Annotated in this window: 20 protein-coding genes and 2 pseudogenes; 7 read left to right on the plus strand and 15 right to left on the minus strand. The window is 60.3% G+C overall.

Annotated elements, in window-relative coordinates; translation table 11 throughout:
- Position 1 precedes the first annotated feature (1 nt).
- Both L9059_RS19015 and L9059_RS19020 read right to left on the minus strand, forming a co-directional pair.
- A complete protein-coding gene (locus tag L9059_RS19015; RefSeq protein WP_247292480.1) occupies positions 2-871 on the minus strand; it encodes an SDR family oxidoreductase in 870 nt (289 codons plus the stop codon).
- Positions 872-883: 12 nt separating this feature from the next.
- Entirely contained in the window at positions 884-2,686 is a 1,803-nt protein-coding gene (locus L9059_RS19020) for an acyclic terpene utilization AtuA family protein (protein WP_282615540.1), read from the minus strand.
- Between the two features lie 215 nt (positions 2,687-2,901).
- Here L9059_RS19020 and L9059_RS19025 point away from each other — a divergent pair, with 215 nt between their 5' ends.
- Both L9059_RS19025 and L9059_RS19030 read left to right on the plus strand, forming a co-directional pair.
- Complete coding sequence (locus L9059_RS19025) at positions 2,902-3,528, plus strand: TetR/AcrR family transcriptional regulator (protein ID WP_247292481.1); 627 nt, start codon at positions 2,902-2,904, stop codon at positions 3,526-3,528.
- Between the two features lie 89 nt (positions 3,529-3,617).
- Complete coding sequence (locus tag L9059_RS19030; RefSeq protein WP_247292482.1) at positions 3,618-4,412, plus strand: substrate-binding periplasmic protein; 795 nt, start codon at positions 3,618-3,620, stop codon at positions 4,410-4,412.
- A gap of 329 nt (positions 4,413-4,741) precedes the next feature.
- Here the strand turns inward: L9059_RS19030 and L9059_RS19035 are convergent, their stop codons facing one another.
- Positions 4,742-5,290 (minus strand): RNA polymerase factor sigma-70, encoded by a 549-nt coding sequence (locus L9059_RS19035; RefSeq protein ID WP_247292483.1) that lies wholly within the window; start codon positions 5,288-5,290, stop codon positions 4,742-4,744.
- Positions 5,291-5,550: 260 nt separating this feature from the next.
- On the opposite strand from L9059_RS19035, the pseudogene L9059_RS31040 reads away from it, so the two are divergent.
- Positions 5,551-5,669: pseudogene (locus tag L9059_RS31040) on the plus strand (alpha/beta fold hydrolase); the annotation flags it as partial.
- Positions 5,670-5,777: 108 nt separating this feature from the next.
- Here the strand turns inward: L9059_RS31040 and dsbG are convergent.
- The 3 genes from dsbG to dsbD are packed head-to-tail and all read right to left on the minus strand — an operon-like array spanning position 5,778 to position 9,117.
- Positions 5,778-6,548, minus strand: coding sequence for a thiol:disulfide interchange protein DsbG (gene dsbG, locus L9059_RS19045; RefSeq protein WP_247292485.1), 771 nt, complete (start codon positions 6,546-6,548; stop codon positions 5,778-5,780).
- Positions 6,524-7,381 carry a TlpA disulfide reductase family protein gene (locus L9059_RS19050; protein WP_247292486.1) on the minus strand — a complete coding sequence of 286 codons (858 nt, stop codon included), beginning with the start codon at positions 7,379-7,381 and terminating at the stop codon, positions 6,524-6,526. The genes dsbG and L9059_RS19050 overlap by 25 nt, the downstream gene beginning before the upstream one ends.
- A complete protein-coding gene (gene dsbD, locus L9059_RS19055; RefSeq protein WP_247292487.1) occupies positions 7,381-9,117 on the minus strand; it encodes a protein-disulfide reductase DsbD in 1,737 nt (578 codons plus the stop codon). Before dsbD ends, L9059_RS19050 begins: the two co-directional genes overlap by 1 nt.
- 151 nt (positions 9,118-9,268) lie before the next feature.
- On the opposite strand from dsbD, the gene L9059_RS19060 reads away from it, so the two are divergent.
- The 4 genes and pseudogenes from L9059_RS19060 to L9059_RS19075 all read left to right on the plus strand — a co-directional run.
- Positions 9,269-9,949 carry a response regulator gene (locus tag L9059_RS19060; protein ID WP_247292488.1) on the plus strand — a complete coding sequence of 227 codons (681 nt, stop codon included), beginning with the start codon at positions 9,269-9,271 and terminating at the stop codon, positions 9,947-9,949.
- Entirely contained in the window at positions 9,946-11,271 is a 1,326-nt protein-coding gene (locus L9059_RS19065; RefSeq protein ID WP_247292489.1) for an ATP-binding protein, read from the plus strand. Before L9059_RS19060 ends, L9059_RS19065 begins: the two co-directional genes overlap by 4 nt.
- 106 nt (positions 11,272-11,377) lie before the next feature.
- Complete coding sequence (locus L9059_RS19070) at positions 11,378-11,929, plus strand: GNAT family N-acetyltransferase (protein WP_247292490.1); 552 nt, start codon at positions 11,378-11,380, stop codon at positions 11,927-11,929.
- Between the two features lie 10 nt (positions 11,930-11,939).
- Positions 11,940-12,376 (plus strand): annotated as a pseudogene (locus L9059_RS19075) (aminotransferase class III-fold pyridoxal phosphate-dependent enzyme); the annotation flags it as partial.
- Positions 12,377-12,516: 140 nt separating this feature from the next.
- Here the strand turns inward: L9059_RS19075 and L9059_RS19080 are convergent.
- The 9 genes from L9059_RS19080 to L9059_RS19120 all read right to left on the minus strand — a co-directional run bounded on the left by L9059_RS19080 (position 12,517) and on the right by L9059_RS19120 (position 19,333).
- Positions 12,517-13,437: a metal ABC transporter substrate-binding protein gene (locus tag L9059_RS19080; RefSeq protein WP_247292491.1), complete on the minus strand. Its 921-nt coding sequence runs from the start codon at positions 13,435-13,437 to the stop codon at positions 12,517-12,519.
- A complete protein-coding gene (locus tag L9059_RS19085; protein WP_247292492.1) occupies positions 13,438-14,337 on the minus strand; it encodes a metal ABC transporter permease in 900 nt (299 codons plus the stop codon).
- Positions 14,337-15,080 carry a metal ABC transporter ATP-binding protein gene (locus tag L9059_RS19090; protein ID WP_247292493.1) on the minus strand — a complete coding sequence of 248 codons (744 nt, stop codon included), beginning with the start codon at positions 15,078-15,080 and terminating at the stop codon, positions 14,337-14,339. Before L9059_RS19090 ends, L9059_RS19085 begins: the two co-directional genes overlap by 1 nt.
- Positions 15,077-16,000 (minus strand): metal ABC transporter substrate-binding protein, encoded by a 924-nt coding sequence (locus tag L9059_RS19095; protein WP_247292494.1) that lies wholly within the window; start codon positions 15,998-16,000, stop codon positions 15,077-15,079. Before L9059_RS19095 ends, L9059_RS19090 begins: the two co-directional genes overlap by 4 nt.
- A gap of 35 nt (positions 16,001-16,035) precedes the next feature.
- Positions 16,036-16,608, minus strand: a complete 573-nt coding sequence (locus L9059_RS19100) for a DUF6162 family protein (protein ID WP_247292495.1) — start codon at positions 16,606-16,608, stop codon at positions 16,036-16,038.
- Complete coding sequence (locus L9059_RS19105) at positions 16,605-16,928, minus strand: hypothetical protein (protein WP_247292496.1); 324 nt, start codon at positions 16,926-16,928, stop codon at positions 16,605-16,607. The genes L9059_RS19100 and L9059_RS19105 overlap by 4 nt, the downstream gene beginning before the upstream one ends.
- Positions 16,925-17,467 carry a thiamine pyrophosphate-binding protein gene (locus L9059_RS19110; RefSeq protein WP_247292497.1) on the minus strand — a complete coding sequence of 181 codons (543 nt, stop codon included), beginning with the start codon at positions 17,465-17,467 and terminating at the stop codon, positions 16,925-16,927. Before L9059_RS19110 ends, L9059_RS19105 begins: the two co-directional genes overlap by 4 nt.
- Positions 17,464-18,657: a PepSY-associated TM helix domain-containing protein gene (locus tag L9059_RS19115; RefSeq protein WP_247292498.1), complete on the minus strand. Its 1,194-nt coding sequence runs from the start codon at positions 18,655-18,657 to the stop codon at positions 17,464-17,466. The genes L9059_RS19110 and L9059_RS19115 overlap by 4 nt, the downstream gene beginning before the upstream one ends.
- Positions 18,658-18,874: 217 nt before the next feature.
- Positions 18,875-19,333 (minus strand): VOC family protein, encoded by a 459-nt coding sequence (locus tag L9059_RS19120; protein WP_247292516.1) that lies wholly within the window; start codon positions 19,331-19,333, stop codon positions 18,875-18,877.
- Between the last annotated feature and the right edge of the window lie 70 nt (positions 19,334-19,403).

Raw genomic sequence — 19,403 nt, forward strand, 5'->3', positions numbered from 1 at the left:
CTTAGTCCTTGTCCTGAAGTACTTCGGGTAAGTACGCACGGTGAAAGCCGTTGTATGACTCGCTGTTGTGCGCCCTTTGCATCGGCCACGCCCGCCCGCCGAGACTCGCCGCGCCATCGATGCGCAGGGTACTGCCACTGATAAATGCTGCCGCGGGGCTGAGCAGGAAAACGATCGCCGCGCTGACTTCCGATTCGGTGCCGATACGCTTGAGCGGCACATACTCGCGCAGGGTGGGAATCACCGCTTTGAACGCACCCTCGTAAGTGTCCATGCCACTTGAGGCGATCCAGCCGGGCGCCACCGCGTTGACCCGCACGCCGGCATACCCCCACTCGAATGCTGCGGTTTTCGTCAGATTGTCCATGCCCGAGCGCGAGGCGCCGGAATGTCCCATGCCCGGCATGCCGCCCCACATGTCGGCGAGCATGTTGACGATCGCGCCGCCGTGCTTGCTCATGGATTGATTGAACACTTCCCGAGCCATCAGGAAACCGCCCACCAGGTTGGTGCGCATCACGGTTTCGAAACCCTTCTGGTTGATCGAGGCCAGCGCCGAGGGGAATTGCCCGCCGGCATTATTGACCAGACCATGGATGGGGCCGTGCTGGCGGATCAATTCGCTGACAATGTGCCGGACCGTTTCTTCCTCACGGATATCGCACACGATCCAATCGGCCTGGCCGCCATCTTCGGTAATCTCGCTGGCGACGTTCTTCAGCTTTGCCGCGTTGCGTCCCACCAGCAGCACATGAGCGCCCAGTGCTGCCAGTTCATGGGCGGTGCAACGGCCGATCCCGCTGCCGCCACCGGTCACTATGATATTTTGCCCGACAAACAGACCGGCTTTGAAGTTCGAATCGTAGGCCACGGTGGCAGTCCTCTAGTTGACCTGGTCGGCGATGCTCTGGGGCACCGGTATCTGGATTTCCAGTAACTGCTGGGCGAACGCCTTGCCTTGCGGGTCGATGCGCAGGCTGGCCACACCACCGCCGCCGAGGGCGTTCTCCAGCAGGAAGTTCAGGCTGTGGGTGGCCGGCAGGTACCAGCGCTCGACTCGCCCGTGAACCGGGTCGAGGACATGGCTCATCCAGTCGACCAGTACTTGCGGGGTCAGGGCTTCGGCGATCCATGGCAGGTACTGCGCTTCGCGGGCCATGATGCCGATGTTGCTGTGGTTGCCCTTGTCCCCGGAGCGCGCTACCGCCAGCTTGACCAGCTTGACGCTGGCGTCGGCCAGGCCGACAGGCTTGGGCGGATCGAGCGGCACGGGCAAGTCCAGGGTGTCGAGCACCGCGATGGGGGGCAGGGGACAGGGGTGAAGCTGGCCTTCAAAGTGAATGCCAAGGGTGCACGCGGATTTGTCGATCAGGAAAGAGAACAGGCGGATCAGCGGGTAAACCGTCGGCCGCCCACCGACGATCCCGGTCAACCCCGGCGCCATGCCAGTTGCCGCCTGGGCTATTTCCCGGGAGAACAGGATCAGCGCCTGTTTGTCCGGATGCCGCACGGCCAGTTTGATCACCACCTCGCGGCTGTCCTGGCGCTGGCCGTGGGCCCCGTAGGTGGCTTCGCTGCCGAGCAGTTCGACGTTCACTTCACTGTAGGGCGCCCAGCCGCGCTGGCTGAAAATTTCCGAGGTTTTGTTGATGATCGCGGCGCTGACGCGTCGGGCTTTGCCGACCGCATCGATCCCTGCGATCAGGCAACTGGCGGTGCAGCGAAAGCCGTCGAGTAAGGTAGCGCTGACCTTGTATTGGTCGGTGGGCGGCAAGCCCTTGGCGCCATGCACCCGAACCCTGTTTTTGCCCTGTTGCACGAGCCTGACCTGAGTGAAATCACACACCACATCAGGCAAGAGGTAGGCCTGCGGGTCACCGATTTCATAGAGCATCTGCTCACCCACGGTCAGCGGTGTCACCAAGCCGCCGGAGCCTTCAGGTTTACTGATGATAAACTGGCTGTCGCGGCTGACGTCGACGATGGGGAAACCGATGTGCTCGTAGTCCGGCACCTCACGCCAGTCGGTGAAGTTACCGCCGGTGCATTGGGCTCCACACTCTATGATATGGCCGGCGAGGGCGGCCTGGGCGAGTTTGTTGTAGTCCTGCCACGACCAGCCGAACTCATGCACCAGGGCTGCGCTGACCACGGCACTGTCGACCACTCGCCCGGTGATCACGATATCTGCGCCCAGGCGCAAGGCTTCGACAATGCCCGGTGCGCCGAGGTAGGCATTGGTCGAGACGCACGCCGATGGCAAAGGCGCGCCGCTGAACATCTCCTGGATACCGAGGGTTTTGAGCTGCTTGAACTGCGGTTGCAAGTCGTCTCCCAGCAGTACGGCGATCTTCAACGCCACTCCTGCCTTGTCGCAAGCGGCTTGCAAGGCCGCAGCACAAGCTTGCGGGTTGACCCCGCCAGCGTTACTGATAACCCGGATGCCTTGATCGGCGAGTTGCGTGAGCAGCGGACTAAGGATTTCGACAAAATCGCTGGCATAACCAGCCTGGGGATCTTTCATCCGAGTCCCGGCCATGATCGACATCGTGATTTCTGCCAGGTAGTCGAACACCAGGTAGTCCAGGTGTCCTCCATTCACCAACTGCGCCGCCGCCGTCGATGTGTCGCCCCAGAACGCGCTGGCGCAACCGATGCGAATGCTTTCAGGCACAGTTGGCTTCATGTTCACCTCCGTCGACAGTATTGGGAGACTACCGCTGCGAGACTACTGATTCGCGATTGGAGACTACCAAGCAAGCGCTTGGTTTGTAAATGCCTTGAAATATCTTCTTCCCAAGCGCTTGCTTGGTTGCTGCCACCAGCTTAAATTGCCCGCGCAAGCCCGCTGTTTTAGCGGTCGGCGGCGTATTTGGATTGATCGACTGTAGGAGAGAATGGGTGGACGAGCAAAAAGCCCTGGGCGTGATGCGCGAACTGGTCGAAAACGGAGAGTTGACCGACCCGGACAGCGCCCGCGGCAAACTGCTGCAAGTGGCGGCCCACCTGTTTCGCAACAAAGGCTACGAGCGCACCACCGTACGCGACCTGGCCGGCGCCGTGGGCATACAGTCGGGCAGTATTTTCCATCACTTCAAAAGCAAGGACGACATCCTGCGCGCCGTGATGGAGGAAACTATCCGCTACAACACGGCGCTGATGCGTGCAGCCCTGGCCGAGGCCGGGAGCGTGCGCGAGCGGGTGCTGGCGCTGATTCGTTGCGAGTTGCAATCGATCATGGGTGGCAGCGGCGAGGCCATGGCCGTGCTGGTCTACGAGTGGCGTTCGTTGTCCGAGGATGGCCAGGCGCAGGTTCTGGCCCTGCGCGATATCTACGAAGAACTGTGGCTGCAGGTTCTGGGAGAGGCCAAAGACGCCGCAATGATTGGCGGCGATGTATTCATCACGCGTCGTTTTCTGACGGGTGCGCTGTCCTGGACCACCACTTGGTTTCGCTCCGGCGGCAGCATGAGTCTGGATCAACTGGCGGATGAAGCCCTGATCATGGTATTGAAAGAGACACGATAGTGGTGATTTGCCAGCAGGAAACTGGCTAATCGGGCGAAACCGCCTAGCTTGAATGCATAGAGCGTAATTTTCGGGAGTAGCTTGTTTTGATGTCCTCGCCAACACGGACGGCCTTCCGGTTTTTACTGGCGGCACTTCCCGCATTATGGGTACTGCCTTCCCAGGCCGCACAGTTGGTTCGAGTTGGAGCCGCGCATTTCCCTCCCTATACAGTGCGCCCGGAAATGGGGGCTGACACTGGCTTGCTGCCACAACTCGTCGAAGCGTTGAATGATGCGCAGCATGACTACGAGTTTGTCCTGGTGCCGACTTCGATTCCCCGCCGCTTTGGTGACTTCAAGCAGGGCCGGGTGGACATGGCGATCTTCGAGAATCCTGACTGGGGCTGGAAGAGCATTCCCCATACCACGGTCGATATGGGCCTGGAAGATGCCGAGATATTCGTCGCCCAACAACTGCCGGATCGGCGGCAGGACTATTTTGCCGATCTCTCCGGTAAACGTTTGGCATTATTCAGTGGTTATCACTACGAATTCGCCAATTTCGATGCCGACCCCAAATTTCTTGCGCAACGCTACAACGCCTCGCTGACCTATTCCCATGACAGTAATTTGCTCATGGTGCTGCGTGGCCGTGCGGACATCGCGTTGGTCACACGTTCGTACCTGAGCGACTACCTGCTGCGCAACGCGAAAGTGACCAATCAATTGCTGGTATCGCAGCGGGTGGACCAGGTCTATCACCATTACGCAATCCTTCGTCCCGAGGCACCCATCAGCGGTGAAGCCTTTGGCAAGTTGCTGCAAGGGTTGCGGGAGAACGGCCAGATGCTGAGGATTTTTGCGCCGTACCGAATCGCCGTGGTGCCTGTTCCAAGGGATTGATGAGAATCGCGGGTCGGGTATTTCTGTATTTGGTTAACTTTCTCTGATCGGCTCACGTCACCTCGTTTAACAGTGTAAGACTAACGAGAGCCTTACCCATGCCGGGTCTGAAAGCTCTGACTGCCCTGGCGTTGCCCGGTGGCAGCTGCCTTTTTGCGGATGAAACCACCAACCGGTTGAGCCTCGGCATCGGCGGGCAGCCATTGAGCAACGCTTCGTACGCCCGAACAGCGAGCTCTTGCACCTGGCCTTTTACGGGTTCTGCGCTCGCGATCTCGCCGGCCAGCATTTGACCTGGCACCTGGACGCAATGCTCACCGAAGCACTTCTCAGCGCCGCGCAAGAGTGTCCGCCCGACTCCCCGACACCTTGCGGCAATGCACCAGTGCATCACGAATCATGAAGTTCACCAGAGTCGGCGACACGCCCATTTCCTTGGCGATGTCCTTTTGCGGTACGCCATGCAGGCGGTACATCTCGAACGCATAACGGGTGCGGCTGGGCAGTTGCGTCAGTGCGTCGGCGATGTTTTCCAGGGTCGAGAAATTGATGTGCGAGGCTTCTGGCGAAGCGCCCTGGATCACCACATTCAGGCCTTCCTCTTCAGGGCCGGAATACTTCTGTTCCAGCGCCTGCTTGCGGTAGTAATCGATCGCCAGGTTGCGCACGATCTGGAACAGATAGCTGAGCTGCGCCTTGAAGGATGAGGTGATCTGCGGCGCGGAATGCAAGCGGAAGAACGCATCCTGTACCACGTCTTCAGCGCGCGACCGGCACCCGGTGATGCGTGCTGCAATCTTGACCAGTATCAGTCGATTGTCGACGAATGCCTGAAGTAGTGGTGTGTCGCACCTGCTTGTGGATACTTGTTCCGTCATGGAAAACACCCTGCTGCAAATAGGTTAGTGGGGCGGCACGAAGACCCGCGCTGTCCACACATCAAGCGACAAACTAGGGTTAATGATAATTATTGTCAATTGAGAAATAGAATTAATTCTCTTTGGTGTTTTTTGCGAACTAAAACACGTTGACGCATTCCAGCCTTGTTGTGGTTCGACGACTAACTCTTGCCCCACCTCATCCGTTCTCCTTGATAAATGGCACGCACGCAGCCCAAGTTTTGCGGGAAGCCTGGGGAATGGCCGAGTTGATTGATTGCGCCTACGTGTTGGCGCCAGAAGCGGGGCACATCTCCAACCTGGAAATCCCGCTTTCGTTACTGCGAAGCTGCAGGGTTTTCTGCGCAAATCCAGCTAACAGTCATACTGATAAAAAGGGGCTTGCGAGCATGGCTGGTAGTGAGTTTGTTCGAGAGAAGTCGATCCCGGCGCACTGAACCTTAGTGCTCAGCGCGCCAAAGGGTTCTTACTTGGGCCCTAGAATTTTCACCAACTTATCTGGCGACGGTGCGCCCTGCTGCTGTTGCAATTCGCCCTTGTCGTCCATGTAGAAAATCGCCGGAGTGGCGGACAATTCCAGCTCTTCCATCAACTGCATGTTCGCCGCCAGCTTGGCCTGGATCGCCGGCGGAACATCTTTCAAGGCCTTGAGCGAACTGGCCTTGCCGGCTTTTTCGTGGTCTGCCAGGGCCTTTTGCGGGTCCTTGGCGGCCAGCAGTGCTGCGGATTTGCCCGGACTGTCCTCGCGGATGATGCCGACCATGATGTGCCGAAGCTGCACTTTGCCGGCTTTCACCCAAGGCCGCGCCTGTTCCCAGAACATATTGCAGTAAGGGCAATTTGGATCGCTGAACAGGTACACCACGCGTGGTGCGTCCTTGTTGCCGTCGGCTATCCAGTTGCTCGCTTCCATCTTGCCCCAGACTTCCTTGGACATCGGCGCGTATACCAGCTTTTGCAGGGGCGCGGTGCTGAGGTCATTGCCGTCGGCGTCATACAGGTTGCCCAGCAGCACGTGTTTGCCATCCGGGGTCAGGTACAGCGCCATGCCACGGTTCTGGTACTGGGCGGCGTAACCGCGCAGACCGTCTGGTGCATCGAACTGGCCGACGATTTTTGCGCCCTTGGCTTCGATCTTCTTGATAGCTTCAGGCAGTTCTTCGGCCGCCTGCGCAAATGGCAGGTGCAACAGGGCAGTGCCCAGGGTCAACGTCAGCAGGTGGCGGAGTTGGGGCATGGCAGTTTCCTTGGAGAAGTGGCGGAATTGGGGCTGTCGAAGTTTTCCAGGGCGCGGGCCAGGCTAGCTTCCGACAGTTCGCCCAGATGGCTGCCCAGCAGGCGACCTTCGTTGTTGTAGAACAGCGTAGTCGGCAAGGCCATTGAGCCCACCGCCTGACCCAGGCGGCCACTGCCATCGAACAATACGTTCGACAGGCTCAGGCCCTGGGTTTCCAGGTAAGTACTGACGCTTTGCATGCTTTCGGCCTGATTGACGAACAGGAAGGTCAGGTCTGGACGCTGCTGCTGGGCGTTTTCCAGCACCGGCATTTCCCGGCGACATGGCGGGCACCAGGTGGCCCAGAGATTGATGACCAGCGGGCCACCCTTGTAGTCCGTCAGTTGCACGGTTTCCCCTGCCGCATTGCGCAGCGTAATGTCCGGCAGGCGTGTGCCCTGTTCGTAGATGGACAGAGAAAAAGTAGCGAGTAGCCAGAACGCCAGGCCGCTGCCAACGCCAAAACCCAAGGGGCGGCGCAGGCCCGGGCGGCGCCATCCCCGGTAGACGGCGGCCAACAGCAGCGCGATCACTCCGGGCCAGGCGAGAAAGCCGCCGTCGCGAAGGTCGATGACTTGCCAGGGATCGTTACGATAATGCGTCCAGTAGAGCGCCACGAAACTGATCCGGGCTGCCAGCATGCCGATCAGGAACAGGCTGAACAGCACCGACTCGGGGTTCTCGCCACCGCGTTTGGCTGCTCGCCAACCGACAAAGGTCGCCAAGGCCAAGGCACCGATCAGCAGCAGGTGATTGAGCGCGATGGCAAAAGTACCCAGCGTGAAAGTCAGCATTAAGGGGCCTCTCGCGTGAGGGTCCAGCGTTGCAGGAAAGTGGCGGCATCGACTTCGCCGGTAATGCGCTGGCTGCGCCGCTCCTCGCCGTCGGTGCCGATCCACAGCAGGCTCGGTGGTCCTGGCACTTTGTATCGGCCGAGGAGTTCGCGACTGGCTGCGTTATCGGCGGTTACGTCCAGACGCAGCAAACGTACGTCACTGAGCGCCGTGAGCACTTCTGGCTGGCCGAACACGCGTTTTTCCATGACCTTGCAGGACACGCACCAGTCGGCGTAATAGTCGAGTAACACCCATTGACCTTGAGTCTTTGCAGCATCCAGTTCCCGTTGCAGTGAGGCTGGGTCCTTGATGGTGGTGAAGGCGTCGTGGCCAACCTGGCGTGCAACGCTGGTCGAATTCGCCGCGCTATAGACCTGCAAGGGCTTGAACAGGTCATCACCGCCGCCAGCGGCACCGATCATCAGCAGGCTGCCCCACAAACCCATCAGCATGGAACTTGCGCCGAACAGCTGCGCAGCACGGCCGAAGCCTTCCGATTGCTTCCAGGCGCTGTAGGCTGCGATCAACAGCAATGCTCCACACAGCCCGACCCACAGGGATTCATCCAGTACCGGGCGCAGCATCAGCAGCGCAGTGGCGAGGAACAGGAAGCCGAACACGCCTTTGAGCAGGTTCATCCAGGCGCCTGGCTTGGGCAGGAAGCGATTGCCGACCGTTACCAGCAACAGCAGCGGCACTCCGATGCCGATGCCCATGGCGAACAGAATCAGCCCGCCGTGTAGCGCATTGCCGCTCTGCGCGATATAGAGCAGGGCGCCCGCCAGGGGGGCGGTCATGCATGGCCCCACCAGCAGGCCGGACACCGCCCCCAGCACGCCGGCGCCAATGAGACTGCCGCCGCGCTGGTTGCGCGAGACATTCTCCAGGCGGTCACGAATGGCCACTGGCAGTTGCAATTCGAAGAAGCCGAACATAGGCAACGCCAGCAGGACAAACACGCCAGCAAAGGTACCCAGCAGCCAGGGGTTTTGCAGCAAGGCCTGTAGATTGGCGCCCAGCATCGCTGCCAATACGCCCATAGCCGAATAGATCAGGGCCATGCTGACCACGTAACTGCTAGCCAGGGCGAAGCCGCGTCGAGGCGAGGCGCCGCTGCCGACGATCAGTCCGGCGAGTATTGGCAGCATCGGCAAGGTGCAGGGGGTGAACGCCAACAGCAGGCCGAGGCCGAAGAACACCAGCAGGCTCCAGCCCAGCGCCCGTTGTTGCAGGCCGCTGGCCAGGGCCTGGTCTGGCGCTTCGGCGGTGGCAGGTGCAACGGCTTTGCCACCCAAGTCGACGACCTGGGTTTGCGGCGGATAACACAGGCCTGCATCGGCACAGCCCTGGAATCCTACTTTGACCTGCCCTGTGGCGCCGGCCGGTATTTTCAGCTCCAGGCCCTGGCGGTACACCTGCTGTTCGCCGAAAAACTCATCGCTGTGAGATTCGCCAGGAGGCAAAGCAGGTTTGTGCTCTACGGGCAGGCCATCAAATTTGAGGCGCTGCTGGTACAAATAATAGCCATCAGCGATCTGCCAATAGAGCTGGGTTTCACCGGTTTCCAGGCGTTCGGAAGTGAAGATGAACGCCTTGCCTACCGGAAGGAAATCCGGTTTGGTCGCGAACGGATCGTTGGCGGCCTGGGCCATGCCCGAGATCAGGAGAACGAAAAGCAGAAAAATTCGACGCATTGGTAAGCCTTATCCCTGTGCAGGTGGTGGGCAGGATGAGAGACGGCGATTAACCGATGATTAACCGCTACGGCCTTGTCGCGACTGCGCATGCGGCATAATGTCCGCTTAATCGGCCACAGGCCTAATTGGTTCTTTTCAGGTACTCACTATGCACGTACTGGTTTGTGAAGACGATGCGCTGATCGCCAGCGGCATAGTCGCCGGCCTCACCGCTCAGGGCCTGACGGTCGAGCACGTGGCTACCGCATCCTCTGCCCGGGCGATGCTAAAGGTCGCCGAGTTCGACGTCATGGTGCTCGATCTCGGTCTGCCCGATGAAGACGGCTTGAAGCTGTTGCAGCAGTTGCGTCACAGTGGCCTGGAGATTCCGGTGCTGATCCTGACCGCCCGGGATTCGGTCACTGATCGGGTCGATGGCCTGCAAGCGGGCGCCGACGATTACCTGCTCAAGCCGTTCGACCTGCGTGAACTGGCCGCGCGCTTGCATACCTTGTTGCGGCGAGTGGCGGGGCGCAGCGTCAACCTGATCGAGCATGGCGCGCTGACCTACGATCCGAGTAGCCGCGAAACCACCCTGGGCGGTCAGCCGGTAGACTTGTCACGGCGTGAACAGTCGCTGTTACAGGCTCTGCTGCACAACCGTGGCCGGGTCCTGTCTACCGAACAGCTCAAAGACAGTGTCTATGGGTTTAACGATGAGCTGGAAAGCAACGCCCTGAACGTGCACATCCATCACCTGCGGCGCAAACTCGGTAACGGCATCGTCGAGACTGTGCGGGGCCTTGGTTATCGCCTGGGGCCTGCGGACAGTGGAGATCGATCGAAGTGATGAGCCTGCGTTTGCGCCTGACTCTGACCCTGGGCGCCGCGTTCGCGCTGATCTGGGCTCTGGCGGCAGCCTGGATGCTCAGCGATCTGCGCAACCAGATGATGTTTTCCCTCGACCAGCGCCTGGTGGCTTCCGCGCGTATGGTCGCCGGGTTGATGGAACAACTGCCGGCGTTGCCGAGCAAGGGGGAGGGCACCCATTTCAGTGCGCAGGAGCTGAGCATCCCGGGCGGCATGGCCTGCCAGGTCAGTTCTTTGCGCGGCGAGATCCTGGCCCGCAGTCACACCGATCCGCAACAGACCCTGGAAGCCGAGAAGCTGGGTTTTCATGACCAGATGATCGATGGCGCGCCTTGGCGCAGTTTCACCCTGGTTCGGGATGATCTGCGTATCACCACGGCTGACCGGCAGATCGAGCGTGAAGCCTTGAACATGTCGATCCTGCTGGCTGCATCGGTACCGGTCGGCGTGGCGTTGCTCGGTTGCCTGTGCTTGCTGTGGCTGGGGATCGGCCAGGGCCTGGCGCCGCTCAATCGTATGCGTGATGCCCTGATGCGGCGCAGCGCCGACTCCCTGGAGCCGTTGCAGATCCAGCCGCTGCCCAGCGAATTGCAACCGCTGCTCGACACCCAGAATCAGTTGCTGCAACGGATCGGCAATACCATCGAGCGCGAGCGGCGCCTGACCGGTGACGCCGCCCACGAGTTACGTAGCCCGCTGACGGCAATCAAGACGCACCTGCAGGTAGCGCGCATGACCGAGGGCGCCGCCCGTGACCAGTCCCTCGCCCGGGCGGAGGAGGGCGCTGATCGTCTGCACCGCACTCTCGAACAGTTGCTGCTGCTGGCGCGGGTCGAAGGCAGTCTGTCTTTCGATGACGGTGTGCAATGCAATGCCGAGCAGGTGGCCACACTGGCCATTCAGGACGCCGCCAGTGGCGATCGCCAGCGCATCAGGTTCAAGGTCCCGGCAAGGCTTTCCGCTGCGCCGGTGCAAATGCCGGCAATGCTGTCGATTGCCGCACTGCGTAATCTGCTGGACAACGCACTGCGCCATACTCCTGGCAATGGTCCCGTAGAGCTGAGCGTGGAAACCGTCGATAATCGAGTTCAGTTCGTGGTTCGCGATCACGGCCCGGGTATCGCCGAGGATGACCTGCAACATCTGACCCAGCGCTTCTGGCGCAATGGCCAAAGCACCGGCTGCGGCCTGGGGTTGGCGATTGTCCAGGCGATTGTCCAGCGCTGCGGTTGCACGCTGAAGTTCGACAGCAAGCCGGACGGCTTGCGGGTTGAATTGACGATGCCATTGCAGCCGGCCTGAGGGGGCCTGGTTCACATCAAAAGTAACGTCTATCCGATAGGCATCCAGCCCCCATAGCGCTATCGTCCTCGCCGGCTTTGACTCAATGGATTGAGGTACTGGCGCCATGGAAGCATCTCTGCATGTCTGCAAGGCAACCCCCGCCGACGCCGGCATTATCTGCCGGATAGTCGAACGCTCCATCCGCGTTGGCTGTGCCATCGATCACCGCAACGATCCACGAACAGTTGCTACCTGGACCCACAGCAAAACCGCCAGGCACGTGATGGCCTGGCTCACTGACCCGCGGTTATACCTCAACATTGCCCTGTTACAGGACAAACCGGTGGGGGTCGCCATGGCTGCGATCAGCGGCAAGCTGGCGTTTTGCTACGTGCAGCCGGAATGGTTTCGGCGCGGGGCGGGACAGGCGCTGGTGAAAGATCTGGAAAGCTGGTTGATCGGCCATGGCCTCTGCCACGTGCGGCTCAACAGCACCCTCACCGGCGAAGGGTTCTACCGGCATCTGGGATACCAGCCCTGCGCCCCGACATTCAAGGTCGCCGGTCTGCAGGCCATTCCCATGCACAAAGGTCTGTCGTCGCCTGCAATAAAAGCTGACAAGGGGTCTACATCCTCGGATGCCTGGAGCGTTTCCACAGCAGGAAAACCTTTTTGAGGGTCGAGAGATGTCTGGCGCTACCAGCCTTGCGCAAGATCAGTCGGCGCAAGTCGCTCCGGCGCCGGCTGAAAAGCTTTATCAGTTCAGCGAGTCGTCGTTCCTGGCGCGACAGACCCGGCAGGAGTCCAACGCCCGTAGCTAGCCTCGGCGCATCCTTTTGGCGCTCAAACGTGTCAACGGTATCTATGTCGAAGATATTGCAGGCCGCAGCTTCATCGACTGCCTGGCCGTGATCGTCGAAGCGGTGCCGGGCGAGGGAGGGGTGATTCCGGCTGGCCTCGACGGGTAGCGTGGCCAGCGTCGCATTAGCGAAAAGGCCCGCGAGGCGCTGATTGTCGACGAGATCCAGAGCGGGTTTGGGCGTACGGCAAGATGTTTGCCTTTGAGCTCGCCGGGACTATTGCGGGCGTGGTGGTGATGTCCAGCGTCAGCGGCGGCAGCCTGCGCAAGAAGATGTATGAGCAGGCGGTTGTGGTTCACTGAGTTTGCCTGTAACAAAAAGCCCGCTGGACCGGCGACAGTCAGCGGGCTTTTTGGTGGTTGGGCTGTAGAAATAATCGCCGTCTCGTTGCACTCGACAGCTCCTACAGAGGAGAGCGTGCCCCCTCGTCACCCAACCCCTTGATCACCAAGTCCACATTTTCCTCCAGTTCCGCCACCGGATCCACCCCATCGACATTTAACACCACCAACCGGCTCCCAGCCTCGGCAATCACCGATTTCAGCACATCCGACGGTTGGCGGTGATGCAACACCACTGCCACATCATGGTCCTTGAGGGTAACCCCCAGTTGCTTGAGCGCCTCCGGGGTCCATTCGGTATCCGGTCGGGCGTCGAGGCTGATCAGTTCCAGGTTGAGGCCGCCAATCAAGTAATCGAAATGATCGCTCAGGCTCATCACGCTGAGGTTGTCGGCGCGGGCCAGGCGCGCTTCGCTGTCGGCGCTGAACTTTAGCAGACGCTGTTTGAGCATCGCCAGATTGGCCTCGATCAACGGTTTGGCGGTGGGTGCCAGGCGCACCAGATCTGCGGCAATCACATCCGCCATGCGCCCCATGTTGTTGCTGGAAAACCACGGTTGGCTGTTGAGGCCGTCAACCTTGTTGCCCGGCCGTACGGCGATGCCGGGCAGTGCACCGTCCACCGGGCGGGCGGCGTCGACTTCGACCACGCGAATGTTGCTGCGCCGGGACATGGGATAGAGCGGATCGTCGGCCCATAACGAACGCAGGCCAATCACTGCATCGGCGTCGGTCGCCAGCTTGGCCAGAGCAGGCGCACCTCGCCCGGTGAAGTACGCGGTCTGCCGGCTGCCGGGCAAAGTTACGGGCGCTGCACGTTCCAGCTGGACGTTGGTGCCCTTGAGTAAGACTTCGCCCAAGCCGTAGGTGATCGGCAATGAGGCCAGGACCCGCAACGGTTTTGCGCTGTCAGTCGCCAATGCAGGGTTGGCCAGGGCGCACAGAGCAACGGCCAGGATCAGTTGACGCAAATTAAAATTCATTTATCCGATATTCCCTTTCAGGCTAGGAACGATGCCACGGGCAGTGGCTGCCAGGGCAAAGGCGATACCAGCCACCAGGATGATCGCGGCTCCGGACGGAATAGGCAGATCAAAGACGATCGGCCCGAGAATGCCGCACAGGGTACTGACCGTGGCGATCAACACCGAGCACCAGAAAAAGCCTTTGAGCGATTGGCTGAGCAAGCGTGCAGCCGCTGCCGGGATGACCAGCAGGGCCCCGACGAGAATGGCGCCGATGACTTTCACTGCGGCCACGGTGATCAGGGTTACCAGAATCACGAACAGGTAATCGAGGGTCTTCACAGCCACTCCGCGCACGGCGGCCAGTTGCGGGTTGAAACTGGCGAGCATGATGCGGTTATACAGCGGCAAGGCCAGCGCCATGACCAGTGAACCCACGATGGCCAGCACCAGAAGATCATTCCCGTTGACTGTCAGAACCGAACCGAACAGCACGTTTTCAAGGATATGCACGTTGATCTTGCCGGCCAGAATCAACAGCAGGCTGGCACCCAGGGCTAACGAAACGGACAGGAACACGCCGATCAGCGTATCCGGTGACAGCCCGGTGCGGTTGCGCAAATAGTTGAGCAGGATACCGAACAGCAGGCAGTAGCCGAACAGGCTGCCATACGGCCCTGTGTAAGGTTCACCCAGCAGAATGCCGACAGCCACACCTGTCAGTGCCGCGTGGCCGACCGCTTCGGAGAAAAACGCAAAGCGCTTGACCACGACCAGGGTGCCCAAGCCGCCCAGCACTGGTCCGATCAGCAAACCGGCCAGCAGCGCGTTGATCACGAACCCGTAGGCCAGCGCTTCCGGCAGATAACCCGAAGACGCCCAGCCTTGAACCATCAGACGAAAGGCTTCATAACTCATCAGGCAGCGCTCCGTGGATGAGTGGAAAACAGCGTCAGCAAGCGTTCCGGTGTCAGGGCCTGCTTGGGCGTTGCATCGAACAGCACTCGGCGGTTGAGCCCGGTGACACGGTCCGCCAGGCGACCCACCGCCTCCAGGTCGTGCTCGATCCACAGTACGGTGATGCCGCTTTGGCGCCAGTCCCCGAGAAGTCGCTCGAACACTTGGATGCCGGCCTCATCAAGTGCCGACATGGGCTCATCGAGTACTAGTAGTTGCGGCGCCGGAATCAGCCCCTGGGCCAGCAATACACGCTGGCGTTCGCCTCCGGATAAGGCGCCCATGCGCCGTTTGCGTTTGTCCTGCATGCCGACCCGCTCCAGTGCGTCACCGATGGCTGCGGCGTAATGCTTGCTCACCCCCAGAAATGCCGGACGGCGCTGGCACATCGCAGCCATGAAGTCGTCTACGGTCATCGGTAGTCCGCGATCAAACTCCAGCGCTTGCGGGACGTACCCGATCGTCCCCGGGGTACCGGGCCATTGCAGGCTCAGGCGGCCCTGGTGGGGCATTTGACCGAGCAGGGTCTTGATCAGCGAGCTCTTGCCGCCACCGTTGGGGCCGACCAGTGCATGGACACTGCCGGGCTGAACCTGGAAGGTCACCTGGTCCAGGATCATGGTACGGCCGAGGGTCAGGTCGACGCCGGCGAAGTCCAGGGTCGGGCCAATGCTTTGGGCAATCAGGGTCTCCTGGACAGTCATGCGCCGCTCTCCTGGATGGCCCGGACCACGGTATTGAGGTTGCCGGTCATTTCCTTTTCGTACTTGTCGGCCGTGTATTCACCATATGAAATGTGCGACAGCGGGTACAGTTTTACCCCGGACTCACGCTGGATGGTGTCGACATAGCTCGATGGGAAATCCATCTCGGAGAAAATCACTTTCACGTCCAGTTCACGCAATTGGTCGATGGTCTTTTTCAACTGACTCGGGCTGGGCTCGATACCATGGGCAGGCTCGACCACGGCTGTGACTTCCAGGCCAAATTCGCGCAGCAGGTAGTCATAGGCGGCATGCACGGTGGCTACGCGCAACTCGGCATTGGGCGCTTCGGTCAATTTCGCCAGGGCTGCAGCACGCATCTGCCGCAGGCGTTTGCCGTAGGCGCGGGCGTTCTGGGTGTAGGTCTTGGCGTTGGCCGGATCAAGTTTGCCGAGCTCCCGGGCAATGTTGTTAACCTGGGCAATCGAGGCGCTGATCGACAGGAAGGTATGTGGATTGACGACCTTGCCGGCGCCGCGGGCAGCCACGCCAGTCGCAGCCAGCAGCGGCACGTTTTCATTGGCTTCGATCACCGGCACATTTGGGGTTTCGCTGGCGGCGATCATGCGGTCGGCGAAATCGTCATGCCCGACCCCATTGAGTACGACCACGTCCAACCCGCTGATGCGCTTGATGTCTTCAGCGCGTGGCTCGTAGGCATGCGGGTTGAAGCCTGCGGGAATCAATGGCACCACTTCGGCCTTGTCGCCGACGATATTCGCCACGTAGCTGTAGTACGGATGCAGGGTGATGCCGATGCGCAGGCGCTTGGCCTCGTCAGCACTGGCCATTGGGGCCAGCAGGCAGGCAAGCAGGCCAGCCAGCAACACGCGGATGAAACGTTGAGATGAAATAGGCATGGGAAAGCGGTCTTCTCTCGGGTAAAGGCGAGGGGTCAGTGCCGATGCTGGCGAGTGACGCCGGCATCGAATTGCGCGACGATCTGCCGCCAGCCAGCGCTTTCCAGCGCGGTGTTGGCAAGATCGGCTGGCGCCTTGAGGGCTTTGCCGCGGTGGAGCCAGATGTCCGGCTCATCGTCGCCGGCGGTGAGGCGCATCAGGAAAGAACCGGCGACTTCGGGGGACTGGCTCTGGCCGAAATAGGCCCGGTCCTGCAGCAACTCCCAGGCATGGCTGCCACGACTGACCGAGCTGGCGTCCTGGGCGAATGGCGCGAAACCTTCGTCAGCCAGCAGCGCTGGGGTCGGTAGCGCCTGCCGCTCCTGACGCAACAGGTGAATTTCGTCTAGCGTGACTCGCAGGTCGGCGTAGATGCCCTGTTCGGAAGCGCTCAGGTCGCGGCGCGCATCCAGTTGGTGACTGGTCACGGTGCTGACTTCCTGGGATTCATGTCGCCAGGCTACGACCGAGCCGGCCACGGCCAGAATCATCAGGCACAGGAGCAATACATATAGCGTTTCGTGACCGGCTCCGGCCGGGCGGACTATTTGATGGGTGGGGGTGCTCATGGGGTTTCGATGTCCGCCTGGTCTATTTCCACGACATGGCCGGGACCTGCATCGAACAGCACATAGAACTCGGCAGTGGGTTTCTTGAACGTCATTTTCGAGTCAGCGCCGAGCTTACCGGGCACCAGAATGGTTTCGTCGTAGCCGATCACATCCAGGGTCACACCCGGGGCGCCGCTGCCATCGGAAAAACCCCCAGTGCATTCGATTTGTTCGGCGTCGAGGGCCTTGCACTCGCACATCGGGTTGTGGGCCAGGACGCTGGCGCTGAATCCGGTGCAGAGCACTAGCACCAGGTTGCGTAGAGGACGGAAAGTCATGGTTTGCCTCCTTGTTTGGTCAGCCACTCGATGGTGGCGGGGGATGCCTGGCTAAGAGGCATGGAAGCTTGGTGCATCGCACCGTCCCAGCCCTCCATGGTGATCCACAGTTCAGCGTCGGCCTTGGTTTTCTCCGGGATCGGCAACATGGCGCCCATGCGGTAAGGCGTGCCGAAGAAAATCACCCCGGCGGCGCGCAGGCTGCGGGGCTTGCCGATGCGTAAGTAAGTGGCCTTGACCTGGTCACCGCAGCTGTCGCACAACGCGGCGTTGAAGCTTTTCATATAGCCGGCGGGCCCATCGAGTCGCGGCGCTTCGTTGCGCAGTTCAGCCAGGCGCAGGCTCCAGGGGCCGACCTGCACTTCTCCGGCCTCCCTTTCACCCAAACCGGTATCGCCCCGGAAGAGCGCGGCATCCGCGAAGTACTTGGGCATGAAGCCCAGCGGTACCAGTAACAGCAGGACATTGATGTGGAAACGCCATTTGTGCCAGAAACGGCTCAGTTTCGAAGAGGGTTTATCCGCAACGAGCAGGCTCATTGGCAAACCTCCGTGGTTTCGTGGCGAGGGGCAGGTTGCGCTCGTGCGCGCTTGTTTTCCCGCTTCAGCGCGTTGGCCGTGGCCAAGGCGGTGCGTTTGGTCCAGATCAGCAGGCCACTGAGGACCATCATGCTCAGGAGCAAGCCGAAGAAGAACCAGATCAGCTTGATCCACAGGCCACCGAAGTCACCGGTGTGCAGCGGACGCATGGATTCAGTCACCAGCTCCAGCCCGGAGCGGTCCGAGAGCAGGCGAGTGGAGGCGATTTCACCGGTGTAGGGGTTGATATCGGCGGTCTGGAACATCAGCGGGTACCAGCTGCGTCCGCCTACCGTCAGGTAGCTGTAAGCGTTGGCGGGCATACTGACAAAACTGTCCTCAAGCCCGGGAATGCGCTCCTTGGCCTCGGTGATCGCGTTCTGCAGGCTGATCATCGGCGCAGGCGAACCATCGGCACTCACCGGCACGCTCTCTCGAGCCACTACCAGGGCCACCGGGGCAGTGGAAATCGTCACCTGGTTATCGAACATGAATGCTTCGATCAGGAACCAGGTGCTGGTCACGGAAATCACCGCGATAAACCAGATTGACCAGATGCCGCTGAGACGGTGAAAGTCGCCCCAGAAAATCCGCACGCCATGACGAATGCGCAGGGTTGGCTTGAGGAAACCTTTCCAGAATTTCTTGTACACCACCAGCCCGGTGACCAGGGACGCCAGCATCGGCAGGCTCAGGAACGACACCAGGTACCAGCCCCAGCTATAGCCGTTGGTGAACGGCACCAGCCACCAGCCATGCAGTGCGCGGGTGAAGGCCTGGAAATTGAATTGCGGTGCAGCGCCCTGTACGACCCCGGTGTACGGGTTGACGTAGACCGTCACCGAACGTCCATCCGGGTAGCTGACCTCGACGTCGAGGGCAAAGTGCGACTCATCGGGACGGCTGATGCTTTCGACCAGGGTGTTCGGCTCGGCCTTTTTGATCGCGGCGACGATCTGGTCGTAGTTCAGCATCGGGGCATCATCGGAGGGCTGGCTGGCGCGCATTTGCGGGTTGGCCAGCCAGACGATCTCCTGGCTGACCACGGCAAGCGTGCCGGTCACGCATACGATCAGTACCAAAAACCAGATCGGTAGCGCCAGCCAGCTGTGGACCAGAAACCAGATTTTGGAACGGGATTTCTTCGACATGATGTAAGTCTTATAGCGATGGGAGGGCCTTGGCTGCAGGCTTCCCAGCGTTGGATCGATGAAAAGTCGCTCGTGGTTTTTGCCTACGCGAGCAGACTGCATCTATATAAGACGAATGAGAATCAAGAATCCGGAAGCAGCATATGAAAGAAAATGTTTCGAGCGCCTGGATGTTCCGACCCCCACAGTGAGGTACCTGCGGGAGCGGACCGGTATGTCATCCCTGCTGGAACATTTCCTGCGCGCGCTGCTCAATTTGCTCCTGGGTCAGGTCTTCCTTGCGCGTGGCCAGAAACCACATGTGTCCGAAGGGATCCTTCAACGTTCCGGATCGATCACCATAAAACTGATCCTTGACCTCGGAAACGACAATGCCCCCTGCAGCAATCGCCTGTTTATACGAAGCGTCCACATCATTGACATACAGGTGCAGCCCTACCGAAGGGGACTGCTCAGGATTACTCAGCGGCCCTTGATCACAAGGGGTGCCCAGCATGATCGGGCAATCGCCGATGCGCAATTCGGCATGACCAATGCCACCATCGGGCATCGCCAGGCGCATGACTTCGATGGCCCCAAAGGCTTTTTTGTAGAACTCGATGGCTTCGGCAGCTTTTTGAATACCCAGATACGGCGTAATGCTGTGATAGCCCTCGGGGATGGGTTTGACGCTCATGGCGGTTCTCCCTGGTTTTGTTTTCAGATAAGGATATTGCGAACCCATGAATATAGTATGAGCTGCCGCA

Origin of the sequence: Pseudomonas violetae (genome assembly GCF_023072615.1) — a bacterium.
Taxonomy (GTDB): Bacteria; Pseudomonadota; Gammaproteobacteria; order Pseudomonadales; family Pseudomonadaceae; genus Aquipseudomonas; species Aquipseudomonas violetae.

Excerpts from the sequence above, each read along its gene's own strand:
- L9059_RS19020 (WP_282615540.1), bottom strand. The coding sequence starts at position 2,686 with ATGAAGCCAACTGTGCCTGAAAGCATTCGCATCGGTTGCGCCAGCGCG.
- L9059_RS19030 (WP_247292482.1), top strand. The coding sequence starts at position 3,618 with ATGTCCTCGCCAACACGGACGGCCTTCCGGTTTTTACTGGCGGCACTT.
- L9059_RS19035 (WP_247292483.1), bottom strand. The coding sequence starts at position 5,290 with ATGACGGAACAAGTATCCACAAGCAGGTGCGACACACCACTACTTCAG.
- dsbG (WP_247292485.1), bottom strand. The coding sequence starts at position 6,548 with ATGCCCCAACTCCGCCACCTGCTGACGTTGACCCTGGGCACTGCCCTG.
- L9059_RS19050 (WP_247292486.1), bottom strand. The coding sequence starts at position 7,381 with ATGCTGACTTTCACGCTGGGTACTTTTGCCATCGCGCTCAATCACCTG.
- dsbD (WP_247292487.1), bottom strand. The coding sequence starts at position 9,117 with ATGCGTCGAATTTTTCTGCTTTTCGTTCTCCTGATCTCGGGCATGGCC.
- L9059_RS19060 (WP_247292488.1), top strand. The coding sequence starts at position 9,269 with ATGCACGTACTGGTTTGTGAAGACGATGCGCTGATCGCCAGCGGCATA.
- L9059_RS19070 (WP_247292490.1), top strand. The coding sequence starts at position 11,378 with ATGGAAGCATCTCTGCATGTCTGCAAGGCAACCCCCGCCGACGCCGGC.
- L9059_RS19080 (WP_247292491.1), bottom strand. The coding sequence starts at position 13,437 with ATGAATTTTAATTTGCGTCAACTGATCCTGGCCGTTGCTCTGTGCGCC.
- L9059_RS19085 (WP_247292492.1), bottom strand. The coding sequence starts at position 14,337 with ATGAGTTATGAAGCCTTTCGTCTGATGGTTCAAGGCTGGGCGTCTTCG.
- L9059_RS19090 (WP_247292493.1), bottom strand. The coding sequence starts at position 15,080 with ATGACTGTCCAGGAGACCCTGATTGCCCAAAGCATTGGCCCGACCCTG.
- L9059_RS19095 (WP_247292494.1), bottom strand. The coding sequence starts at position 16,000 with ATGCCTATTTCATCTCAACGTTTCATCCGCGTGTTGCTGGCTGGCCTG.
- L9059_RS19100 (WP_247292495.1), bottom strand. The coding sequence starts at position 16,608 with ATGAGCACCCCCACCCATCAAATAGTCCGCCCGGCCGGAGCCGGTCAC.
- L9059_RS19105 (WP_247292496.1), bottom strand. The coding sequence starts at position 16,928 with ATGACTTTCCGTCCTCTACGCAACCTGGTGCTAGTGCTCTGCACCGGA.
- L9059_RS19110 (WP_247292497.1), bottom strand. The coding sequence starts at position 17,467 with ATGAGCCTGCTCGTTGCGGATAAACCCTCTTCGAAACTGAGCCGTTTC.
- L9059_RS19115 (WP_247292498.1), bottom strand. The coding sequence starts at position 18,657 with ATGTCGAAGAAATCCCGTTCCAAAATCTGGTTTCTGGTCCACAGCTGG.
- L9059_RS19120 (WP_247292516.1), bottom strand. The coding sequence starts at position 19,333 with ATGAGCGTCAAACCCATCCCCGAGGGCTATCACAGCATTACGCCGTAT.